This window comes from Pigmentiphaga sp. MLSB6-MA01 (assembly GCF_058793475.1).
In genome coordinates, this window is record NZ_JBXAFV010000002.1 from 88,998 (window position 1) to 105,090 (window position 16,093).

At 67.7% G+C, this 16,093-nt stretch carries 15 protein-coding genes; 1 reads left to right on the plus strand and 14 read right to left on the minus strand.

Going from position 1 to position 16,093, the window contains the following annotated elements; translation table 11 throughout:
- Positions 1-43: 43 nt before the first annotated feature.
- From der to ndk, 8 genes are all read right to left on the minus strand, one after another.
- Positions 44-1,447, minus strand: a complete 1,404-nt coding sequence (der, locus tag AC1Q6E_RS03710) for a ribosome biogenesis GTPase Der (protein WP_152795234.1) — start codon at positions 1,445-1,447, stop codon at positions 44-46.
- Between the two features lie 16 nt (positions 1,448-1,463).
- Positions 1,464-2,642 (minus strand): outer membrane protein assembly factor BamB, encoded by a 1,179-nt coding sequence (gene bamB, locus AC1Q6E_RS03715; RefSeq protein WP_152795232.1) that lies wholly within the window; start codon positions 2,640-2,642, stop codon positions 1,464-1,466.
- Positions 2,642-3,274: a YfgM family protein gene (locus tag AC1Q6E_RS03720; protein ID WP_152795230.1), complete on the minus strand. Its 633-nt coding sequence runs from the start codon at positions 3,272-3,274 to the stop codon at positions 2,642-2,644. The genes bamB and AC1Q6E_RS03720 overlap by 1 nt, the downstream gene beginning before the upstream one ends.
- Positions 3,275-3,398: 124 nt before the next feature.
- Positions 3,399-4,697 (minus strand): histidine--tRNA ligase, encoded by a 1,299-nt coding sequence (gene hisS, locus AC1Q6E_RS03725; RefSeq protein ID WP_296555441.1) that lies wholly within the window; start codon positions 4,695-4,697, stop codon positions 3,399-3,401.
- A gap of 111 nt (positions 4,698-4,808) precedes the next feature.
- Complete coding sequence (gene ispG, locus AC1Q6E_RS03730) at positions 4,809-6,095, minus strand: flavodoxin-dependent (E)-4-hydroxy-3-methylbut-2-enyl-diphosphate synthase (RefSeq protein WP_492572225.1); 1,287 nt, start codon at positions 6,093-6,095, stop codon at positions 4,809-4,811.
- A 7-nt stretch (positions 6,096-6,102) separates the two neighbouring features.
- Entirely contained in the window at positions 6,103-7,008 is a 906-nt protein-coding gene (locus AC1Q6E_RS03735) for a helix-turn-helix domain-containing protein (protein ID WP_492572226.1), read from the minus strand.
- Between the two features lie 54 nt (positions 7,009-7,062).
- Entirely contained in the window at positions 7,063-8,277 is a 1,215-nt protein-coding gene (gene rlmN / locus AC1Q6E_RS03740) for a dual-specificity RNA methyltransferase RlmN (protein ID WP_152795222.1), read from the minus strand.
- Between the two features lie 32 nt (positions 8,278-8,309).
- On the minus strand, positions 8,310-8,735 hold the full coding sequence (ndk, locus tag AC1Q6E_RS03745; RefSeq protein WP_492572227.1) for a nucleoside-diphosphate kinase: 426 nt from the start codon (positions 8,733-8,735) through the stop codon (positions 8,310-8,312).
- A 213-nt stretch (positions 8,736-8,948) separates the two neighbouring features.
- On the opposite strand from ndk, the gene AC1Q6E_RS03750 reads away from it, so the two are divergent.
- A complete protein-coding gene (locus AC1Q6E_RS03750; RefSeq protein ID WP_152795218.1) occupies positions 8,949-9,650 on the plus strand; it encodes a Bax inhibitor-1/YccA family protein in 702 nt (233 codons plus the stop codon).
- 393 nt (positions 9,651-10,043) lie between these two features.
- Here AC1Q6E_RS03750 and rlmD read toward each other — a convergent pair whose 3' ends face one another.
- The 6 genes from rlmD to AC1Q6E_RS03780 form a co-directional block, all read right to left on the minus strand.
- A complete protein-coding gene (rlmD, locus tag AC1Q6E_RS03755; RefSeq protein ID WP_152797700.1) occupies positions 10,044-11,396 on the minus strand; it encodes a 23S rRNA (uracil(1939)-C(5))-methyltransferase RlmD in 1,353 nt (450 codons plus the stop codon).
- A 50-nt stretch (positions 11,397-11,446) separates the two neighbouring features.
- Positions 11,447-12,229, minus strand: a complete 783-nt coding sequence (locus AC1Q6E_RS03760; RefSeq protein ID WP_492572228.1) for a 3'-5' exonuclease — start codon at positions 12,227-12,229, stop codon at positions 11,447-11,449.
- Positions 12,230-12,237: 8 nt separating this feature from the next.
- Positions 12,238-13,188 carry a peptidoglycan DD-metalloendopeptidase family protein gene (locus AC1Q6E_RS03765; RefSeq protein WP_152835654.1) on the minus strand — a complete coding sequence of 317 codons (951 nt, stop codon included), beginning with the start codon at positions 13,186-13,188 and terminating at the stop codon, positions 12,238-12,240.
- A gap of 17 nt (positions 13,189-13,205) precedes the next feature.
- The gene (locus tag AC1Q6E_RS03770; RefSeq protein ID WP_492572349.1) at positions 13,206-13,913 is read right to left on the minus strand and encodes a protein-L-isoaspartate(D-aspartate) O-methyltransferase; all 708 of its coding nucleotides are present in this window, start codon (positions 13,911-13,913) and stop codon (positions 13,206-13,208) included.
- Positions 13,914-14,110: 197 nt separating this feature from the next.
- Entirely contained in the window at positions 14,111-14,875 is a 765-nt protein-coding gene (gene surE / locus AC1Q6E_RS03775; RefSeq protein ID WP_152796521.1) for a 5'/3'-nucleotidase SurE, read from the minus strand.
- Between the two features lie 221 nt (positions 14,876-15,096).
- Positions 15,097-16,008, minus strand: a complete 912-nt coding sequence (locus AC1Q6E_RS03780; RefSeq protein WP_296555433.1) for a LysR substrate-binding domain-containing protein — start codon at positions 16,006-16,008, stop codon at positions 15,097-15,099.
- Between the last annotated feature and the right edge of the window lie 85 nt (positions 16,009-16,093).

Genomic DNA, 16,093 nt, shown 5'->3' on the forward strand with positions numbered 1-16,093 from the left:
CGCATTGGCGTTCCCACAAGAGCACGTCCCGGAAGATACTCGGTTACCCCGCCTTGTCGAGATAAGGATTTCTCGAGTTTCTGAACTCGATCTTCAATGGAGTGCCGTCGAGCCGGAAAGTTTCCCGGAAACGGGCTTCGAGGAATCGGCGGTACGAATCCGGGATCTCGTCCAGCGCGCTGCCGTGTATCACGATCAGGGGCGGGTTCTGCCCGCCCTGGTGAGCATAGCGCAGCTTGGGCCGGAAAATTCCCTTGCGCGGCGGCTGCTGCTGCTCGACCGCGGCTTGCAGCGTGCGAGTCAGCTTGGGCGTGGACAGCTTGGCGAAGGCCGCCGCGTGGGCCGCTTCGATGGACTTGAGCAGCGGCCCGATGCCGGCGCCTCGCAGCGCCGAGACCGTATGCATCTTGGCGAACGAGAGAAACCGCAGCTTGCGCTCGAACTCCCGCTTGATTTCGTCGCGGCGCTCGCTGTCGGCCTGGTCCCATTTGTTGATCGCCACCACGAGCGCCCGTCCGGTCTCCAGCACGAAGCCGGCGATATGGGCGTCCTGCTCGGAGATCTCCGCGCTGCCGTCCAGCATCAGCAGCACGACGTTGCTGGCCTCGATGGCCTGCAGCGTCTTGATGACCGAGAACTTCTCGATCGCCTCGAATACCTTGCCGCGCTTGCGCAGCCCGGCGGTATCGATCAGCGTGTAACGGCGTCCACCGCGCTCGAACTCGATCTCGATGGCATCCCGGGTCGTGCCCGGCTGGTCGAAGGCGATGACCCGCTCCTCCCCCAGCAACGTGTTCACCAGCGTGGACTTGCCGACGTTGGGGCGTCCGACGATGGCCAGCTTGATGCGGTGGTCGACCGCATCGACAGGAACGAAATCTTCGTCGCCCGCCGCCTGCTCGGTGCCGTCGCCATCCGCGTCCGCCTCGGCGGCTGGCTCGACCAGGCCTTGCAGCGCCTCCTCGATCAGGTCCACCACGCCATCGCCGTGGGCGGACGAGATCGCGTGCGGTTCGCCCAGCCCCAGTTCGTAGAACTCGGCCGCCGCGGAGGCGCGCGACATGCCCTCCACCTTGTTGACCGCCAGCAGCACCTTGCGCCCGGAACGGCGCAGGCGCTCGGCGATCTCGCGGTCATGGCCGGTCAGGCCGGCGCGCCCATCGGTCAGGAAGACGATGACATCGGCCTCGTCCACCGCCTGCACGGTCTGCCTGGCCATCTCGGCCATGATGCCGTTCTTGGCCACCGGCTCGAAACCGCCGGTGTCCACGACGATGAAGGGGTGATCCCCCACCCTGCCCTCGCCATAGTGGCGATCGCGCGTGAGCCCGGGAAAATCGGCCACGAGCGCATCGCGCGAGCGGGTCAGCCGGTTGAACAACGTGGACTTGCCCACGTTGGGTCGTCCCACCAGGACGACCACCGGTTTGAATACTGCGGGTTTCATCGTCGAAAAGCCTTGCTCATTGACCGACATTGATCAGGGTGAGATTACCCCTGGATGTCTGCACCAGCACCCCGCGGTCGGTCGCCACGGGCTGGGAAAGGATGGCGCTGCCGTCGGTCGCGATGCGCGCCAGCAGGGTTCCGTCCTCGCGTTGCAGGAAATGTACGTAGCCCTGGTAGTCGCCCAGGGCGATGGCGCGGCCCACGGAAGCCGGCGCGGTCAGGCCGCGATTTTGCAGGACGTCCTGCTTCCAGATGTTCGCGCCGCTGTCCAGGGCGAAGCCGAAGACCACGCTGCGGTCGTTCGCCGCGTAGGCGAAGCGCACGTCGGCCCCCAGGCCCGTCACGCTGGAGAACTCGCGCGACCAGGTCGAATTGCCCGACCCCACGTCGAAACAATTGATGCGGCCCTGGTAGGTGACGGCGCACAGTTGGCGGCCCGAGATGACGGGGGCGCCGACCACGTCGGCCACGCGCTCGAGTTCGCTCGCGCCGCTGGGGTTGGCGACCGTGCCTTCCCAGCGCACCGCGCCGTTGTTCGTGGCGATGGCGATCAGCTTGCCGCCCGGCAGGCCGGTGAATACGTAGCCGCCGGACAGCAGCATTTCACCCGGAGCGCGCAGGGCCAGGGCCGGTCCCGGGCGCTGGACGCTCCAGCGGCGCTTGCCGCTGTCGGCATCGTAGGCCTGGATGCGATAGTCGCCGCTGCGCACCACCACCAGGCCATCGCCCACCAGGGGCGGGATGGTGATTTCGCTGGAGGACTGGGCACGCCACTTGATCGCGCCGGTGTCGTCGAAGGCGATCACTTCGCCGCGCGGTGTCGCGACCGCCGTCACGCGGCCGTCGCTGCCCACCCCTGCCGACAGATCGACCTTGGCCGACGATCGCCAGATCTCGGCGCCGGTGGCCAGCGCATATTTGCCGACCGAACCGTTGCCCGTGGCGGCGTAGACGGCATCGCCGACGACCACCGGCACGAAGCCCACGCCGCCCTTGCTGCCCACCGACACCGACCAGCCGCTGCTGACCGGCAGCGTGGCATTGAAGTTCGTGAGCGGGGCCGGCGGATAGCGCGGCTTTTCGCTCGAGAACAAGGAACATCCCCCGAGCGCGAGCACGGCCGCCACCGTGACAGCGCGACGTAGATGGCGCCAGCCCTGGCGCTCGCCGGTAAAGCCGTTATGCAACTTCATCAAGCGCCTCCCAGGGCATCGAGTTTCAGTTGGATGGACGATCGCAGTTCGGTCGAGGCATCGAGCTTGGCGAGCGCCTCTTCATAGGCCTTGCGCGCCTCGTCCCGCTTGCCCTGCCCCGCCAGCACGTCGCCCCGGCGGTCGGCGTACAAGGCGGCGAAAGCCGCGGGGGGCGGCGACGCCAGCGCGTTCAGCGCCTCGTCGTAGCTTTTCTCGTCCAGCAGCAGGCCGGCCAGCCGCAGGCGGGCCACGGCGGCCAGGGCTTCGTCGCCACTGCGATCGGCCACCCATTGCAACTGGGCGCGCGCCGATCGGACGTCGCCGGCCTTCTCGTAGGCATGGGCCGCCAGCAGCGCGGCGCGCGGGGCGTAGCCCGTGCCGGAATACTGCTCGAGAATGGTGCCGGCGGAATCCTTGACACGGGTCAGGTCACCCGCCTCGGCCGCTTTCTCCAGGACTTCGAACTGGGCCAGCGCGTTCGCGGCCTGGCTGCGCTGGTACCACTGCCAGCCGTTCCAGGCGGCAGCGGCCAGCAGCACGATGGTCGCAACGGCAAGGATGAAGTTTCCGTACTTCGCCCACCATGCCTTGAGGGATTCCAGTTGTTCCTGTTCTTCGATGTCGTAGGCCATTTATGCCCCGGTTGATGTGGTGATCGCAAGAGTTGCAGCGGGCCGGCCGAGGGCCCGCGCGGACTCCGAGAGCCGCAAGATTAACGGATTCGGCGCCGCTTCGTATCCAGGCCCGGTCAGGCGGCTATTCGGGACCACCGGCCCCGGCCAGTTCGTCGACCAGGAAAGCCGGCAGCCCGGCCATGGCGACGCGCCGCTGGGCCACGCCTTCGGCCCGCAGCGCCTTGACGCTGGCCGCGCCTTCGGCCAGCTCGTCTTCGCCCAGGATGACGGCGTATTCCGCCCCGCTGCCGTCGGCGCGCTTCATCTGTGACTTGAAGCTGCCGCCGCCGCAATGCAGGATGACGTCCAGGCCGGCGTCGCGCAGGCTCTCGGCCAGCTTCATCGCCGCGCGCGCCGCGGGTTCGCCCTGGTGCAACACATAGACGTCGCACTCGGGCTGCGGTTCCGCGGGCTGCACCTGGGACCACAGGTCCAGCAGGCGCTCGACGCCGATGGCGAAGCCCACCGCCGGCGTCGGCTTGCCGCCCAGCAGCGACACCAGCCCGTCGTAGCGGCCGCCGCCGCAAACCGTGCCCTGGGCGCCGAGGCGGTCGGTCACCCATTCGAACACGGTCAGGTTGTAGTAGTCGAGGCCTCGCACCAGCCTGGGGTTCACCCGGTACGCGATGCCCGCTTCCTCCAGCCGCTGGCGCACGCCGTCGAAATGGGCCAACGATGCCTCGCCCAGATAGTCCAGCAGGCGGGGCGCGTTGTCGGCCATTTCCTGCAGCGCGGGATTCTTGGTGTCCAGGACACGCAGCGGATTCGTATAGAGCCGGCGTTGGCCGTCTTCGTCCAGTTGGTCCTTGAACCCTTCCAGGTAGCCGATCAGGGCCTGCCGGTGCGCCAGGCGCTCCTCGGCCGAACCCAGCGAATTGATCTCCAGCCGGACGTCCGCCAGTCCCAGGATTTTCCAGAGCCGCGCCAGCATGAGAATCAATTCGACATCGACGTCCGGCCCGGCGAACCCCAGGGCTTCCACGTCGATCTGGTGGAACTGGCGGTAGCGGCCGCGTTGCGGGCGCTCATGGCGGAACACCGGCCCGATCGCGAACACGCGCTGGGGCCGGTCGTAGGTCAGGTTGTGCTCGATCGTCGCGCGCACCATGCCGGCGGTGAACTCGGGACGCATCGTCAACGACTCGCCATTCAGCGAATCGGTGAAGCTGTACATCTCTTTCTCGACGATATCCGTGACTTCGCCGATCCCCCGCGTGAAAAGCCGCGTCTGTTCCAGCACCGGCGTACGCAGGTTGCGGTAGCCGTAGCTGCGCAGCCATTCGCGCACCAGCGACTCCAGCCGTTCCCACTGGCCCGAATCGGCCGGCAGGATGTCGTTCATGCCGCGGATCGCGGTCACTTTCTTGAAACTATTATCCATTTGGGTCTCCCCCCTGCGCGCTTCGCGCGCCCTCCAGGATGCGGGTGGATCCGGCTTTGCCGGTCCACCCGCATCGCCCCCTGGGGGGTGCGCGTCAGCGCGTAGGGGGGGTCACTCCTTCCTATAACGGTTTTCGACGTAGGTTTCCACCAGCGCCTGGAACTCCCGGGCGATGTGTTCGCCCTTGAGCGTGACCGAACGCTGGCCGTCGATGAAGACCGGCGCGACCGGCTGCTCGCCCGTGCCCGGCAGGCTGATGCCGATATCCGCGAACTTGCTTTCGCCCGGACCGTTGACCACGCAGCCCATGACCGCGACATGCAGGCTCTCGGCACCCGGGTACTTCAAGCGCCAGACGGGCATCTGCGCGCGCAGGTAGCTCTGGATATCCGCCGCCAGTTCCTGGAACACCGTGCTGCTGGTGCGGCCGCAGCCCGGACAGGCGACCACCACCGGCGCGAACGCGCGCAGGCCCAGGCTTTGCAGGATCTCCTGGGCCACCACGACCTCGCGCGAGCGGTCGCCGTTGGGCTCGGGCGTAAGCGATACGCGGATCGTATCGCCTATGCCTTCCTGCAGGAGGATGCCCATCGAGGCGGTCGAGGCCACGATGCCCTTGCTGCCCATGCCCGCCTCGGTCAATCCCAGGTGCAGCGGGTAGTCGCAGCGGCGGGAAATGTCGCGGTAGACCGCGATCAGGTCCTGGGCGTTGCTGACCTTGCACGACAGGATGATGCGGTCCCCCGGCAGGCCGAGTTCCTCGGCGCGCCGGGCATTGTCGATCGCCGACACCACCAGCGCGTCGCGCATGACGGACTGGGCATCCCAGGGCCGGGCCCGCCGGCCGTTCTCGTCCATCATGCGGGCCAGCAGGTCCTGGTCCAGGCTGCCCCAGTTCACGCCTATGCGCACCGGTTTTTCGTGGCGGCAGGCCGCCTCGATCATCTGCGCGAAATTATCATCGCGCTTCTTCCCCGCGCCCATGTTGCCGGGATTGATGCGGTACTTGGACAGCGCCTGCGCGCACTCCGGGTACTGGGTCAGCAGCTTGTGCCCGTTGTAGTGGAAATCGCCCACCAGCGGCGCGTCCACGCCCATGCGATCGAGCTGCTCGCGTATCGCTGGCACCTCGCGGGCAGCCTCGGCGGTGTTCACGGTGATCCGCACGACCTCGGATCCGGCCAGTGCCAGCTCCTTGACCTGGATCGCGGTGGCGATGGCGTCGGCCGTATCCGTGTTGGTCATGGACTGCACCATGACCGGCGCGTCGCCGCCGACGGCGACTGACTTGCCGCCCCAGGTGATGCGGACCTGCCGCGTGGACCGGCGGGCGGCCGGGCCTGCGGGGAACGGCTCCGTTTCGGAGGCGACGGCTGTCGTGGGCGGGGTAGGATTCATGATGCGGCTACTGGAGGGTGAGCCGGGCGACATTGTCCCGGCGATACGGCGCAAGGTCGACGGGCGCGCCACGCCAGGTCAAGTCTACCCCGTTGACATTGCCGATCACGACACGATAAGGCGCGCCCGCCACATCCAGCTCGTAAGGCTCGCCCGCGGGAATGATCCGCGACACGGCCGCCGTGCCGTCGGCCCGCCGCACCTCGATCCAGCTTGCCTGCCTCATCGTCAGCGACAGACCGGGCGCCGGGGCCGGCGCGGCTGCCGCCGGCGGCGGTTCGGGCGCCGGCGGCGGCGGCACGGCCGGCGCAGCCTCCGCCGGGGCGGGGGGCGTCGTCTCGGCCAGTGCCAGAGGCGCTTCCATCTGGACCGATGTCGTGCCTCCGGCGGACGTATCCAGGCTGGCCGTGGACACCTGCCCGAACGAAAGCTTGCCTTGCTGGCTGAGCGCGTAGCCGAGCAGCACCAACGCCAGCACCGCCATCACGCCGCCGACCAGCCACGGGGCCAGCCGCCTGCGGCTGCCAGCCGTCGGCCAGGCCCGGCGCGACGAATGCGCCAACGGGCTGGACAGCGATGAAGCCTGCTCCAGCGAGACCGGATCGGCCACTTGCAGTTGCGGTGACAGCGCCTGCAGCATGGGCGCGGGGTCCGCGTCCAGCAGGCGAGCATAGTTGCGCACGAAGCCGCGCAGCGGCATGCCTTGCGGCAGCTCGGTCCAGCGTTCGTTCTCGAGGGCGCGGATCTGGCGCACCGCGAATTTCAGGCGGTCGGACACATATTCCTGCGACCAGCCTCGCGCCTCGCGCAAGCGGGCCAGTTCCCGGCCTACGGACGACGAAGACGGCGAGCCGGCGGCGGGCGCCTGGCCCTCTTGCCTTCCGGCTGCACCGGTTTCGTGGGGTTCAGACATCGACGACTCCTTGTCCGGCCCTGCCGCAACGGCCGGACCGGCACCGCGGTTGCATCATTCGCGCACCTCCACGATGCGGCCGAAGCGGGTCTCGCCCGCCAGGCGTTCCTTCAAGCGGGTCCGGTCCTTGACCTCGCCGGCCAATTGGCCGCAGGCCGCGTCGATGTCGTCGCCGCGCGTCTTGCGCACGGTGGTGACGATGCCGGCGTCCATCAGGCGCTGGGCGAACAGCCTGACCCTCGCCATGGGCGAGCGCTTGAGTCCGGACTGCGGGAAGGGATTGAACGGAATGAGGTTGAACTTGCACGACACCTGCCGCGCAATGTCTATCAATTGCTTGGCATGCTCGTCGCCATCGTTGATGCCGTCGAGCATGACGTATTCGAACGTGATGAAGTCGCGCGGGGCGAACTCCAGGTAGCGCTGGCACGCCGCGATCAGCTCGCGCAGCGGATACTTGCGGTTCAGCGGCACGAGATCGTCGCGCAGCGCGTCGTTGGGCGCATGCAGCGACACCGCCAGCGCCACCGGACAGTCGCGCGAGAGACGATCCATCATGGGCACCACGCCCGAGGTCGATACCGTGACGCGGCGGCGCGACAAGCCATAGGCGTTGTCGTCCAGCATCAGGCGCAGCGCCGACACCGTGCTGTCGTAATTGAGCAGGGGTTCGCCCATGCCCATCATGACCACGTTGCTGATGATCCGGTCGTCCTGGGTGCCCAGCGGCGCGGGCATGCCGCCCGACAGGCGCGCCCCATCCCGGTCGGCCTCGACCGTGCGGCGCGCCAGCCACAGCTGGCCGATGATCTCGTCCACCCCCAGGTTGCGGTTGAAGCCCTGGTGGCCGGTGGAGCAGAAGCGGCAGGCGACGGTGCAGCCCGCCTGCGTCGAGATGCACAGCGTGCCGCGATCGTCCTCGGGAATGAAGACGGTTTCGATGGCATTGCCATTGCCGACGTCGAGCAGCCACTTGCGCGTGCCGTCGGCCGACTTGTGGGCGCTGACGACCTCGGGCAGTCGAACCTCGCAATGCCGCGCCAGCTTTTCGCGGAACGACTTGGCCAGGTCCGACATCTGCTCGAAATCGTCCACGCCGCGCTGGTGCAGCCAGCGCTGCAACTGCTTGGCGCGAAACGGCTTGTCCCCCCATTTTTCCACCAGCGAGGCGAGCTCGGCCCCGTCCAGCCCCAGCAGGTTGATACGCGGGGATTCGGAACGTGGAGCCTCGGCCTGGGCGGCTTCGGCGAGCGGCGAGATAGTATTCATCCCGGCCTCCTGGGAAAAACGGACATCCTGGCTCAGCGGCTGTGGATGTTCAGTTCGGGGAAAAAGAACGCGACTTCGACCTGGGCGGTCTCGACGGCGTCCGAACCGTGCACGGCGTTGGCGTCGATGCTGTCGGCGAAATCGGCACGGATGGTACCCTTCTCGGCCTTCTTGGGGTCGGTCGCGCCCATCAGGTCGCGATTCTTCTGGATGGCGCTCTCGCCTTCCAGGACTTGCACGAACACGGGACCGGACACCATGAAGTCGACCAGATCCTTGAAGAAGGGGCGCGCGGCGTGGACGGCATAGAAGCGCTCGGCGTCGGCGCGCGAGAGCTGCATCATGCGCGCGGCGATGACCTTGAGGCCTGCAGCCTCGAAACGGGAAACGATCTGGCCGATGACGTTCTTGGAAACGGCGTCCGGCTTGATGATCGACAGGGTGCGCTCGATAGCCATCAAAAACTCCAATAAAAACAGATACTTTGAGGGGAACTTAAACGTTAAATTATATCACGGCCCCTTGACGGGACCGCTATTCCAGCCCTCCCCGGACGCATCGCGCAGGACTGACTGGAACCAGGCGGAACCCTGCGGCATACTTGGTGTCTGACACACCATGCCCTCGCGGGGCGAAACAGAGCAAAAGACCACTTTAGGAGTCGCTCGACCATGAACGATCTACGCACTTCTCCCTTCAACCGGACCGGGACTGCGCCCGGCGAAGTCGCGCGCAATCGCGTGCTGCGCAACACCTATTGGCTGCTCGCGCTGTCGCTGATCCCCACCGTGCTGGGCGCGGCGATCGGTGTCGGCACCGGCCTCGCCCAGGTCATGGGCGGCAGCCCCGGCCTGACCACCATGGTGTTCCTGATCGGCGCCTTCGGCCTGATGTTCGCCATCCAGAAGAACAAGGACAACGGGCTGGGCGTCGCCCTGCTGCTGGTCTTCACGTTCTTCATGGGGCTGATGCTGTCCCGCATGATCGGCTTCGTCATGGGCATGGCCAATGGCTCCACGCTCATCATGACCGCCTTTGGCGGCACCGCGGTGGTGTTCGGCACCATGGCCCTGCTGTCGACCACGATCAAGCGCGACCTGTCCGGCCTCGGCAAGTGGCTGTTCGTCGGCGCCATCCTGATCCTCGTGGCGGCCCTGGCCAACATCTTCCTGCAACTGCCCGCGCTGATGCTGACCATCTCGGTCCTGGCCATCGGCATCTTCTCGGCGTTCATGCTGGTCGACCTGCAGCGCGTCGTCAACGGCGGCGAGACCAACTACGTCTCGGCCACCCTGGCGATCTACCTCGACGTCTACAACGTCTTCGTCAACCTGCTGATGCTCCTGGGCATCTTCGGCGGAGAACGAGAGTAGTAGAGCCCCCCCCTACGCCCTTCGGGCGTCCCCCAGGGGGCGGCACTGGCGGACCGGCGGAGCCGGATCCGCGGTGCCCTGGGTCTGAAGACGCTCAGGAAACAAGAACGGCCTTGCATCTGATGCAAGGCCGTTCTTGTTTATGCTGGCAAGAGGCAAGAACGCCAGTCCCCGCCAGCCCGTTGGTACCCCAGGATGCGGTGGATCCGGCTCCGCCGGTCCACCCGCATCGCCCCCTTGAGGGGGCGCCCGAAGGGCGCGGGGGTGGGCTTCCCTTCCGGTCCACCCGCATCGCCCCCTTGAGGGGGCGCCCAAAGGGCGCGGGGGTGGGCTTCCCTTCCGGTCCACCCGCATCGCCCCCTGGGGGCGCGCGCGTCAGCGCGTAGGGGGGGATTATTCCAGCACAGCGATGGATTCCACGTGGGCGGTGTGGGGGAACATGTTGACCACGCCTGCCGCCTTCAGCGTATAGCCGCCCTCGTGCACGAGGATGGCGGCATCGCGGGCCAGGGTGGCGGGGTTGCAGGAGACGTAGACGATGCGCCGGGGGCGGTCGGCTCCCAGCGTTGCGAGGGCCTTGGCGACCGCCAGGGCGCCTTCGCGCGGAGGGTCGATCAGCATGCGGTCGAAGTGGCCCAGGCTGCGCAGCCAGGTCTCGTCCACCTCGAACAGGTTCAGGGTCGAGAATGCCGTATGCGCGTCCACGCCATGCCGGCGAGCGGCGTCCAGCGCCCGGTCGGTCAGGGCCTGGCTGCCCTCCACGCCCACGACCTCGCGGCAGCGGGTCGCCAGCGCCAGCGTGAAATTGCCCAGGCCACAGAACAGGTCGGCCACCCGGTCCTCGGGACGGGGGTCGAGCAGCGCGAGCGCGCGCGACACCAGGACCCGGTTGATCGCGTGGTTGACCTGGGTGAAATCGGTGGGCTTGAACGGCATGCGCAGCCCGAATTCCGGCAGCGTGTAGGCCAGCCCGTCGATGTCCCCAGGCTCCAGCGGATGCGCCGTGTCGGGCCCCTTGGGCTGCAGCCACCAGTGGATGTCATGACGCGCCGCGAACGCGCGCAGCACCGCCAGGTCCTCGTCGACCAGCGGGATCAGGTGGCGCAGCACCAGCACCACCTGGCTGTCGCCCACGGCGACTTCGATCTGCGGCACGCGGTCGCGCGCGGGCATGGCGGCGACCATCTCGCGCAGGGGCACCAGGAGCGAGGCCACGTGCGGATGCAGGACGTGGCATTCGCGCATGTCGGCCACGTAGCTGCTCTTGCGCTCGCGAAACCCCACCAGCACCCCGCCCTTCTTGACGACCACCCGGACCGACAACCGCGCGCGGTAGCGATACCCCCACGCGGGACCATGGATGGGCGGCAAGACACATTGCGGCACCAGCTTGCCGATGTGCCAGAGCGTGTCTTCCAGTACGCGCTGCTTGATCGCCACCTGCGCGGCCGGGTCCGCGTGCTGGATGGCACAGCCGCCACAGACGCCGAAGTGCGCGCAGCGCGGCGTCACGCGCTGCGACGACGCCTGCACCACGTGCTCGACCTCCGCCAGTTCGTAGGACGGCTTGCGCCTGGTCACCTTCAGCGTCACGCGCTCGCCCGGCAGCGCGCCGTCGACGAACACCACCTTGCCCTGGCGGCGCGCGATACCGCGCCCTTCCAGGTCCACCGACGCGATGGCCACGGAGCCATCGTCGAATTCGGCGGCGACAGCCGTCCCTGCCAGGCCGTCCACGGCCGTCATGTCTGCTTCTTGACTCATGTTCGGAATATCAGTTTTCCCGCGCGGCCCGCCTAGCCCGAGGCGGGCCAGTTCGCCAGGTATTCGCGCCAATGGGGCAGGTCCAGGGACTCCAGCGTGCTGCGCACCAGCGCCACTTCGGCGTCGTACTGGCTGCGCGACAGCATGCCCCGCATCAACCGGAAGCGGCAATAGACCAGCCAGGTATTGACGACGTCGGTCTCGCAATAGGCACGCACTTCTTCCTGGCGCCCGGAACTCCAGGCGGGCCAGACCTGGCTGCCATCCATGCCCATCTTGCCGGGAAAACCGCACAGCTTGGCCAGTTCGTCCAGAGGCGCGTTGGCGCGGCCATTGTATTTCGCCAGCAGATCCATCAGGTCGCAGTGCCGGTTGTGGTAGCGGCTGATGTAGTTGCTGTAGCGGAAATCCCGGTCGTCCTCGCCCATGTCCCAATAGCGCGATGCCTGGATGCCGTGGATCAGCCCACGATAGTGCAGGACCGGCAAATCGAAACCCGAACCGTTCCAGCTGATGAGTTGCGGCGTATAGCGGTCGATGGTCTTGAAAAAGCCGGAGATCAGCGTGGCCTCGGGATCGTCGGCCTTGCCGATGCACTTCACCCGGAATCCGTCGTCGTCACGGAACACGCACCCCACCACCGCGATCTTCTGCAGGTGCAGCGGCAGGAAGTCGTGTCCCACGGCTTCGCGCCGGGCGGCGGTCGCGCGCTCGACCACCTCGGCATCGGGAACGTCCCCGCCCCACCCGTTCAGCGAGCGCAGGCCTTCCAGGTCAGGAATGGTTTCAAGGTCGAAGACCAGCATGGGCGTCATGGCGGACCTCAGCGCGGCGGCAGGTAGCCGGCGGGGTCGACGGGACGGCCCTGCCGGCGGATCTCGAAGTGCACGCGCGGCGACTCGGCGTCAGTACTGCCCAGTTCGGCGATCTTCTGCCCGCGCCGCACCGCCTGCCCTTCCTTGACCAGCATGGCGCGGTTGTGCGCGTAGGCGGACAGGAAAGTGTTGTTGTGCTTGATGATGATCAACTGCCCGTAGCCGCGCAGGCCGCTGCCGCTGTAGACCACCTTGCCGTCGCCCGCGGCCAGCACCGGATCACCCGGGGTACCGGCGATGTCCAGCCCCTTGTTGCGGGTCTCGTGGAAGTTCTCGATGATCTTGCCGCTGGCGGGCCAGCCCCACTCCACGCGCTCGCCTGCCGGCTCGCTGCGTGCCGGCGGCGTTGCCGGGGCCGTGGGCTGGGTGGCGGGCGCGGGCGCTGGCACGGCCGGAGCGGGGGCGGGCGACGCAGGCTCCGGGGCCGGCGTACCCAACGGGCGGGAAGCCGACTGCGACGGCGCGGGCACCGGTGTGGCCTGCGCCACGCCGCTGTCGGCGGGCCTGGCTGCGGTCGACCCCGGCCGCGTCACGCGCAGGACCTGCCCCGGCCGGATCTGGTTCGGATCCTCGAGGTTGTTCCACTGGGCAATGTCCCGCCAGTCCTCGCCATGGTCCAGGGCGATGCGGATCAGCGTATCGCCGCGCTTGACCACGTAGGTATCGGCATCGATCAGACGAGAGGATTCGCGGCCCGCCGTGGCGGCGGGGCCGCTTGGGGGCTTGGCCGGCGTGGTCCGGTCAACGACCGGCACCGTCCTGGGTGTCGTGCCGCAGGCCGCAAGAACCAGTGCGCAACTCGTCCAGAGCAGCACCCTCCGCGCGGTCCGCCCGAGCCTTTCCGCTCCCAGGCGGGGTCGATTGGATTCGTCGCGGTTCGGCTTGCGCCAATTCTGCATCCCAGATCTCCTATTCGTTACAACAACACACCGGACTGCAGGGGCACGAAACGCACCGCCTCCAGGTCGGTCCGCACCCAGCTCTGGGCTCCGGTGCGCTCTATCATGACCAATTTCTGCCTGGCCCCCCCTTCCGGGGCCACCAGGCGGCCGCCGACCACCAGTTGAGCCAGCAGCGCATCGGGTATCTTGAGTCCCGCGGCCGCGACGACGATGGCGTCGAACGGAGCGGCGCTCGGCACGCCCAGCATGCCGTCGCCAAAGACCAGGCGTACGTGGGGAAGCCGGAAAGACCGCAGTCGATTGCGCGCCAATTCGTGCAAGGCCTTGATGCGCTCGATGGAATACACCTCGCGCGCCACCCCCGCCAGCACGGCGGCCTGGTAGCCGCATCCTGTTCCGACCTCCAGCACCTTGCCAAGTTCGCGCCCATTGCGCGCCGCGGCGATCATGCGCGCGACGATCCACGGCTGCGAGATGGTCTGCCCGTGGCCGATCGGCAGCGCCGCGTCCTCGTAGGCACGGCTGGCCAGCGCTTCGTCGACGAAGCGATGGCGCGGAATCGCGAGTACCGCCTCGAGCACACGTTCGTCCGCGATGCCCTGCGCCCGCAGCCGCGCCACCAGCGCGGCGCGCATGCGCTCGGAATTGAGTCCGTGATTGGTCTCGCGCGCCGGGGCCCTGGCCTGGACCGGCGCCGGCACGACCAGCCGGGCCGGCGCCACCCGCGTATTGCTGTTCGTGGGCCTGGCCTCGTCCGGGCGGGCCGGGCGTCCCGGCGTACCACGGACGGCAGGTGGACGTCCCGTGGTGACACGCGTATTGCTGTTCGCCGCCGTCACCGGCGGCAAGGACGAGGACGGACGGCGAGCGGCGGCGGAGCGGGCCTCCGCCCCCTCTTGTCGCGGCGCCGGTGCCGGCGTCAGCGGTTTGCGCCTATCCATTCCGTCGGAATCCATTCGCGCATGGGTTCGAGCTGCGCGCCGTGCGTGAGGTCGAACCGCAGCGGCGTGACCGATACCGCGCCGTCGGCGCAGGCATGGAAGTCCGTGCCGGGCGTGGCGTCGGCGGCCTTGCCCGCCGGACCGATCCAGTAGACCGGTTCGCCGTACGGGGTGGACGAACGCACCACCGGCTCGGAGGGATGGCGCCGGCCCAGCCGGGTCACGCGGGGCGGCTTCAACTCGGACAATGGCAGGTTCGGGATGTTCACGTTCAGCAGGCTCGGCGCCGCCAGCGGACTGGCGATGAAACGTTCAACGAAGCTGCGGGCGGCGGCGGCCGCCGCGTCCAGGTGCGTCCAACCCTTGGCCACCTGGGAAAAAGCGATCGACGGCAAGCCGAACAGATAGCCCTCGGTGGCCGCGGCCACCGTGCCGGAGTACAGCGTATCTTCGCCCATGTTCTGTCCGTCGTTGATCCCGGACACCACCAGGTCGGGGCGCCGGTCCAGCAGGCCGGTCAAGGCCACGTGGACGCAATCGGACGGCGTGCCGTTGACATACAGGAAACCGTTGGCGGCGGTGCGCACCGACAAGGGGCGATCGAGCGTGAGCGAATTCGACGATCCACTGCGATTGGTCTCGGGTGCAACCACGATCAGTTCGGCCAACGGCCGCAGCGCTTCGGCCAGGGCTGCCAGGCCCGGCGCGAAATAACCGTCGTCGTTGGAAATCAGTATCAACATCTATCGCCCCGAGCCCTTGTGCAATGCGATCTCCAGCCGGCGTTGCCGCGAGATAAAAAAAGCCCGCATGGACGCCTTGCGGGCTAGTGTCATCCGGAAAGCCGGGCAGCCTCCCGGTTGCTTGACCGTTCCCGACCCGCGTCCGTTTCCGGCCCACCGAATGCCCTGGGATTGTACATGAGCCCCCTTGCCTGCCGTAGCGCTTTCCCCCGGAACCGGCCTTAGCCCGGCGCGGGCGACTGCCGGCTGTAGGCAGCCACCAGCGCATCCAGGAAACCCCGCACCGCCGGCACCAGGCCTCGCCTCGATGGAAACACCGCCTGCACGATCCCTTCCGGCGGAGAATACCGGGCCAGCGTGACATGCAGCAGGCCGGCCTCGACATCGGCCGCCACCAGCGACCATGGCAGGCACGCGATGCCCAGCCCCTGCAGCGCCGTACTGCGCAGGGTGTTCAGGTCGTCGACCGACAGGCGCGGCACGTGCCCCACCGACACCTCGGCGCCATCCGGCCCGACGAAGCGCCAGACATGCCGCTCCGCCGCCTGCATCATGCTGAGCGTCGGCAGGCGCTCCAGGTCCCGGATGTCCTGAGGCTCGCCATGGCGCGCGAAGAAATCCGGCGTGGCCACCAGCACCAGGCGGCTGCTGGACAACGGGCGCACGACCAGTTCCGAGTCCTCCAGCGGCGGCGTGCGCACGCGCAGCGCGAGGTCGAAGCCCTCCTCCACCACGTCCACCCGCCGGGACGTGGCGTCGATCTGCACACGCACCTGCGGATACTGCTCCAGATAATTCGCGACGATGGCGCCGATGTCGCTATGCAGCAACGTGACCGGGCAACTGAAGCGGATCAGGCCTTGCGGCTTCGACGTCGTCCGGTCCACCGCCTCCCGGGCGGCGGCGGCCTCGGCGGCCAGCGCCGCGCAGTGCTGGTAATACGTCTGGCCGATCTCGGTCACCGAGATCTTGCGCGTGGTGCGGTGCAGCAACCGCACACCCAATTCGTTCTCCAGCGCGGCAATGCGCCGGCTGATGCGCGACACCGGTATCCCCAATGCCCGGGCGGTGGCGGTATAGCCGCCGTGTTCGACCACCTTGGCGAACAGGTACATATCGTTGAGGTCCTGCATGGCCCTCCCAAGGACGTCTTTGATTATTCCAAATATAGAAAAGTAATTCCCAGCAGCGCCAGTTTAAAAAGAATTATTGACGATA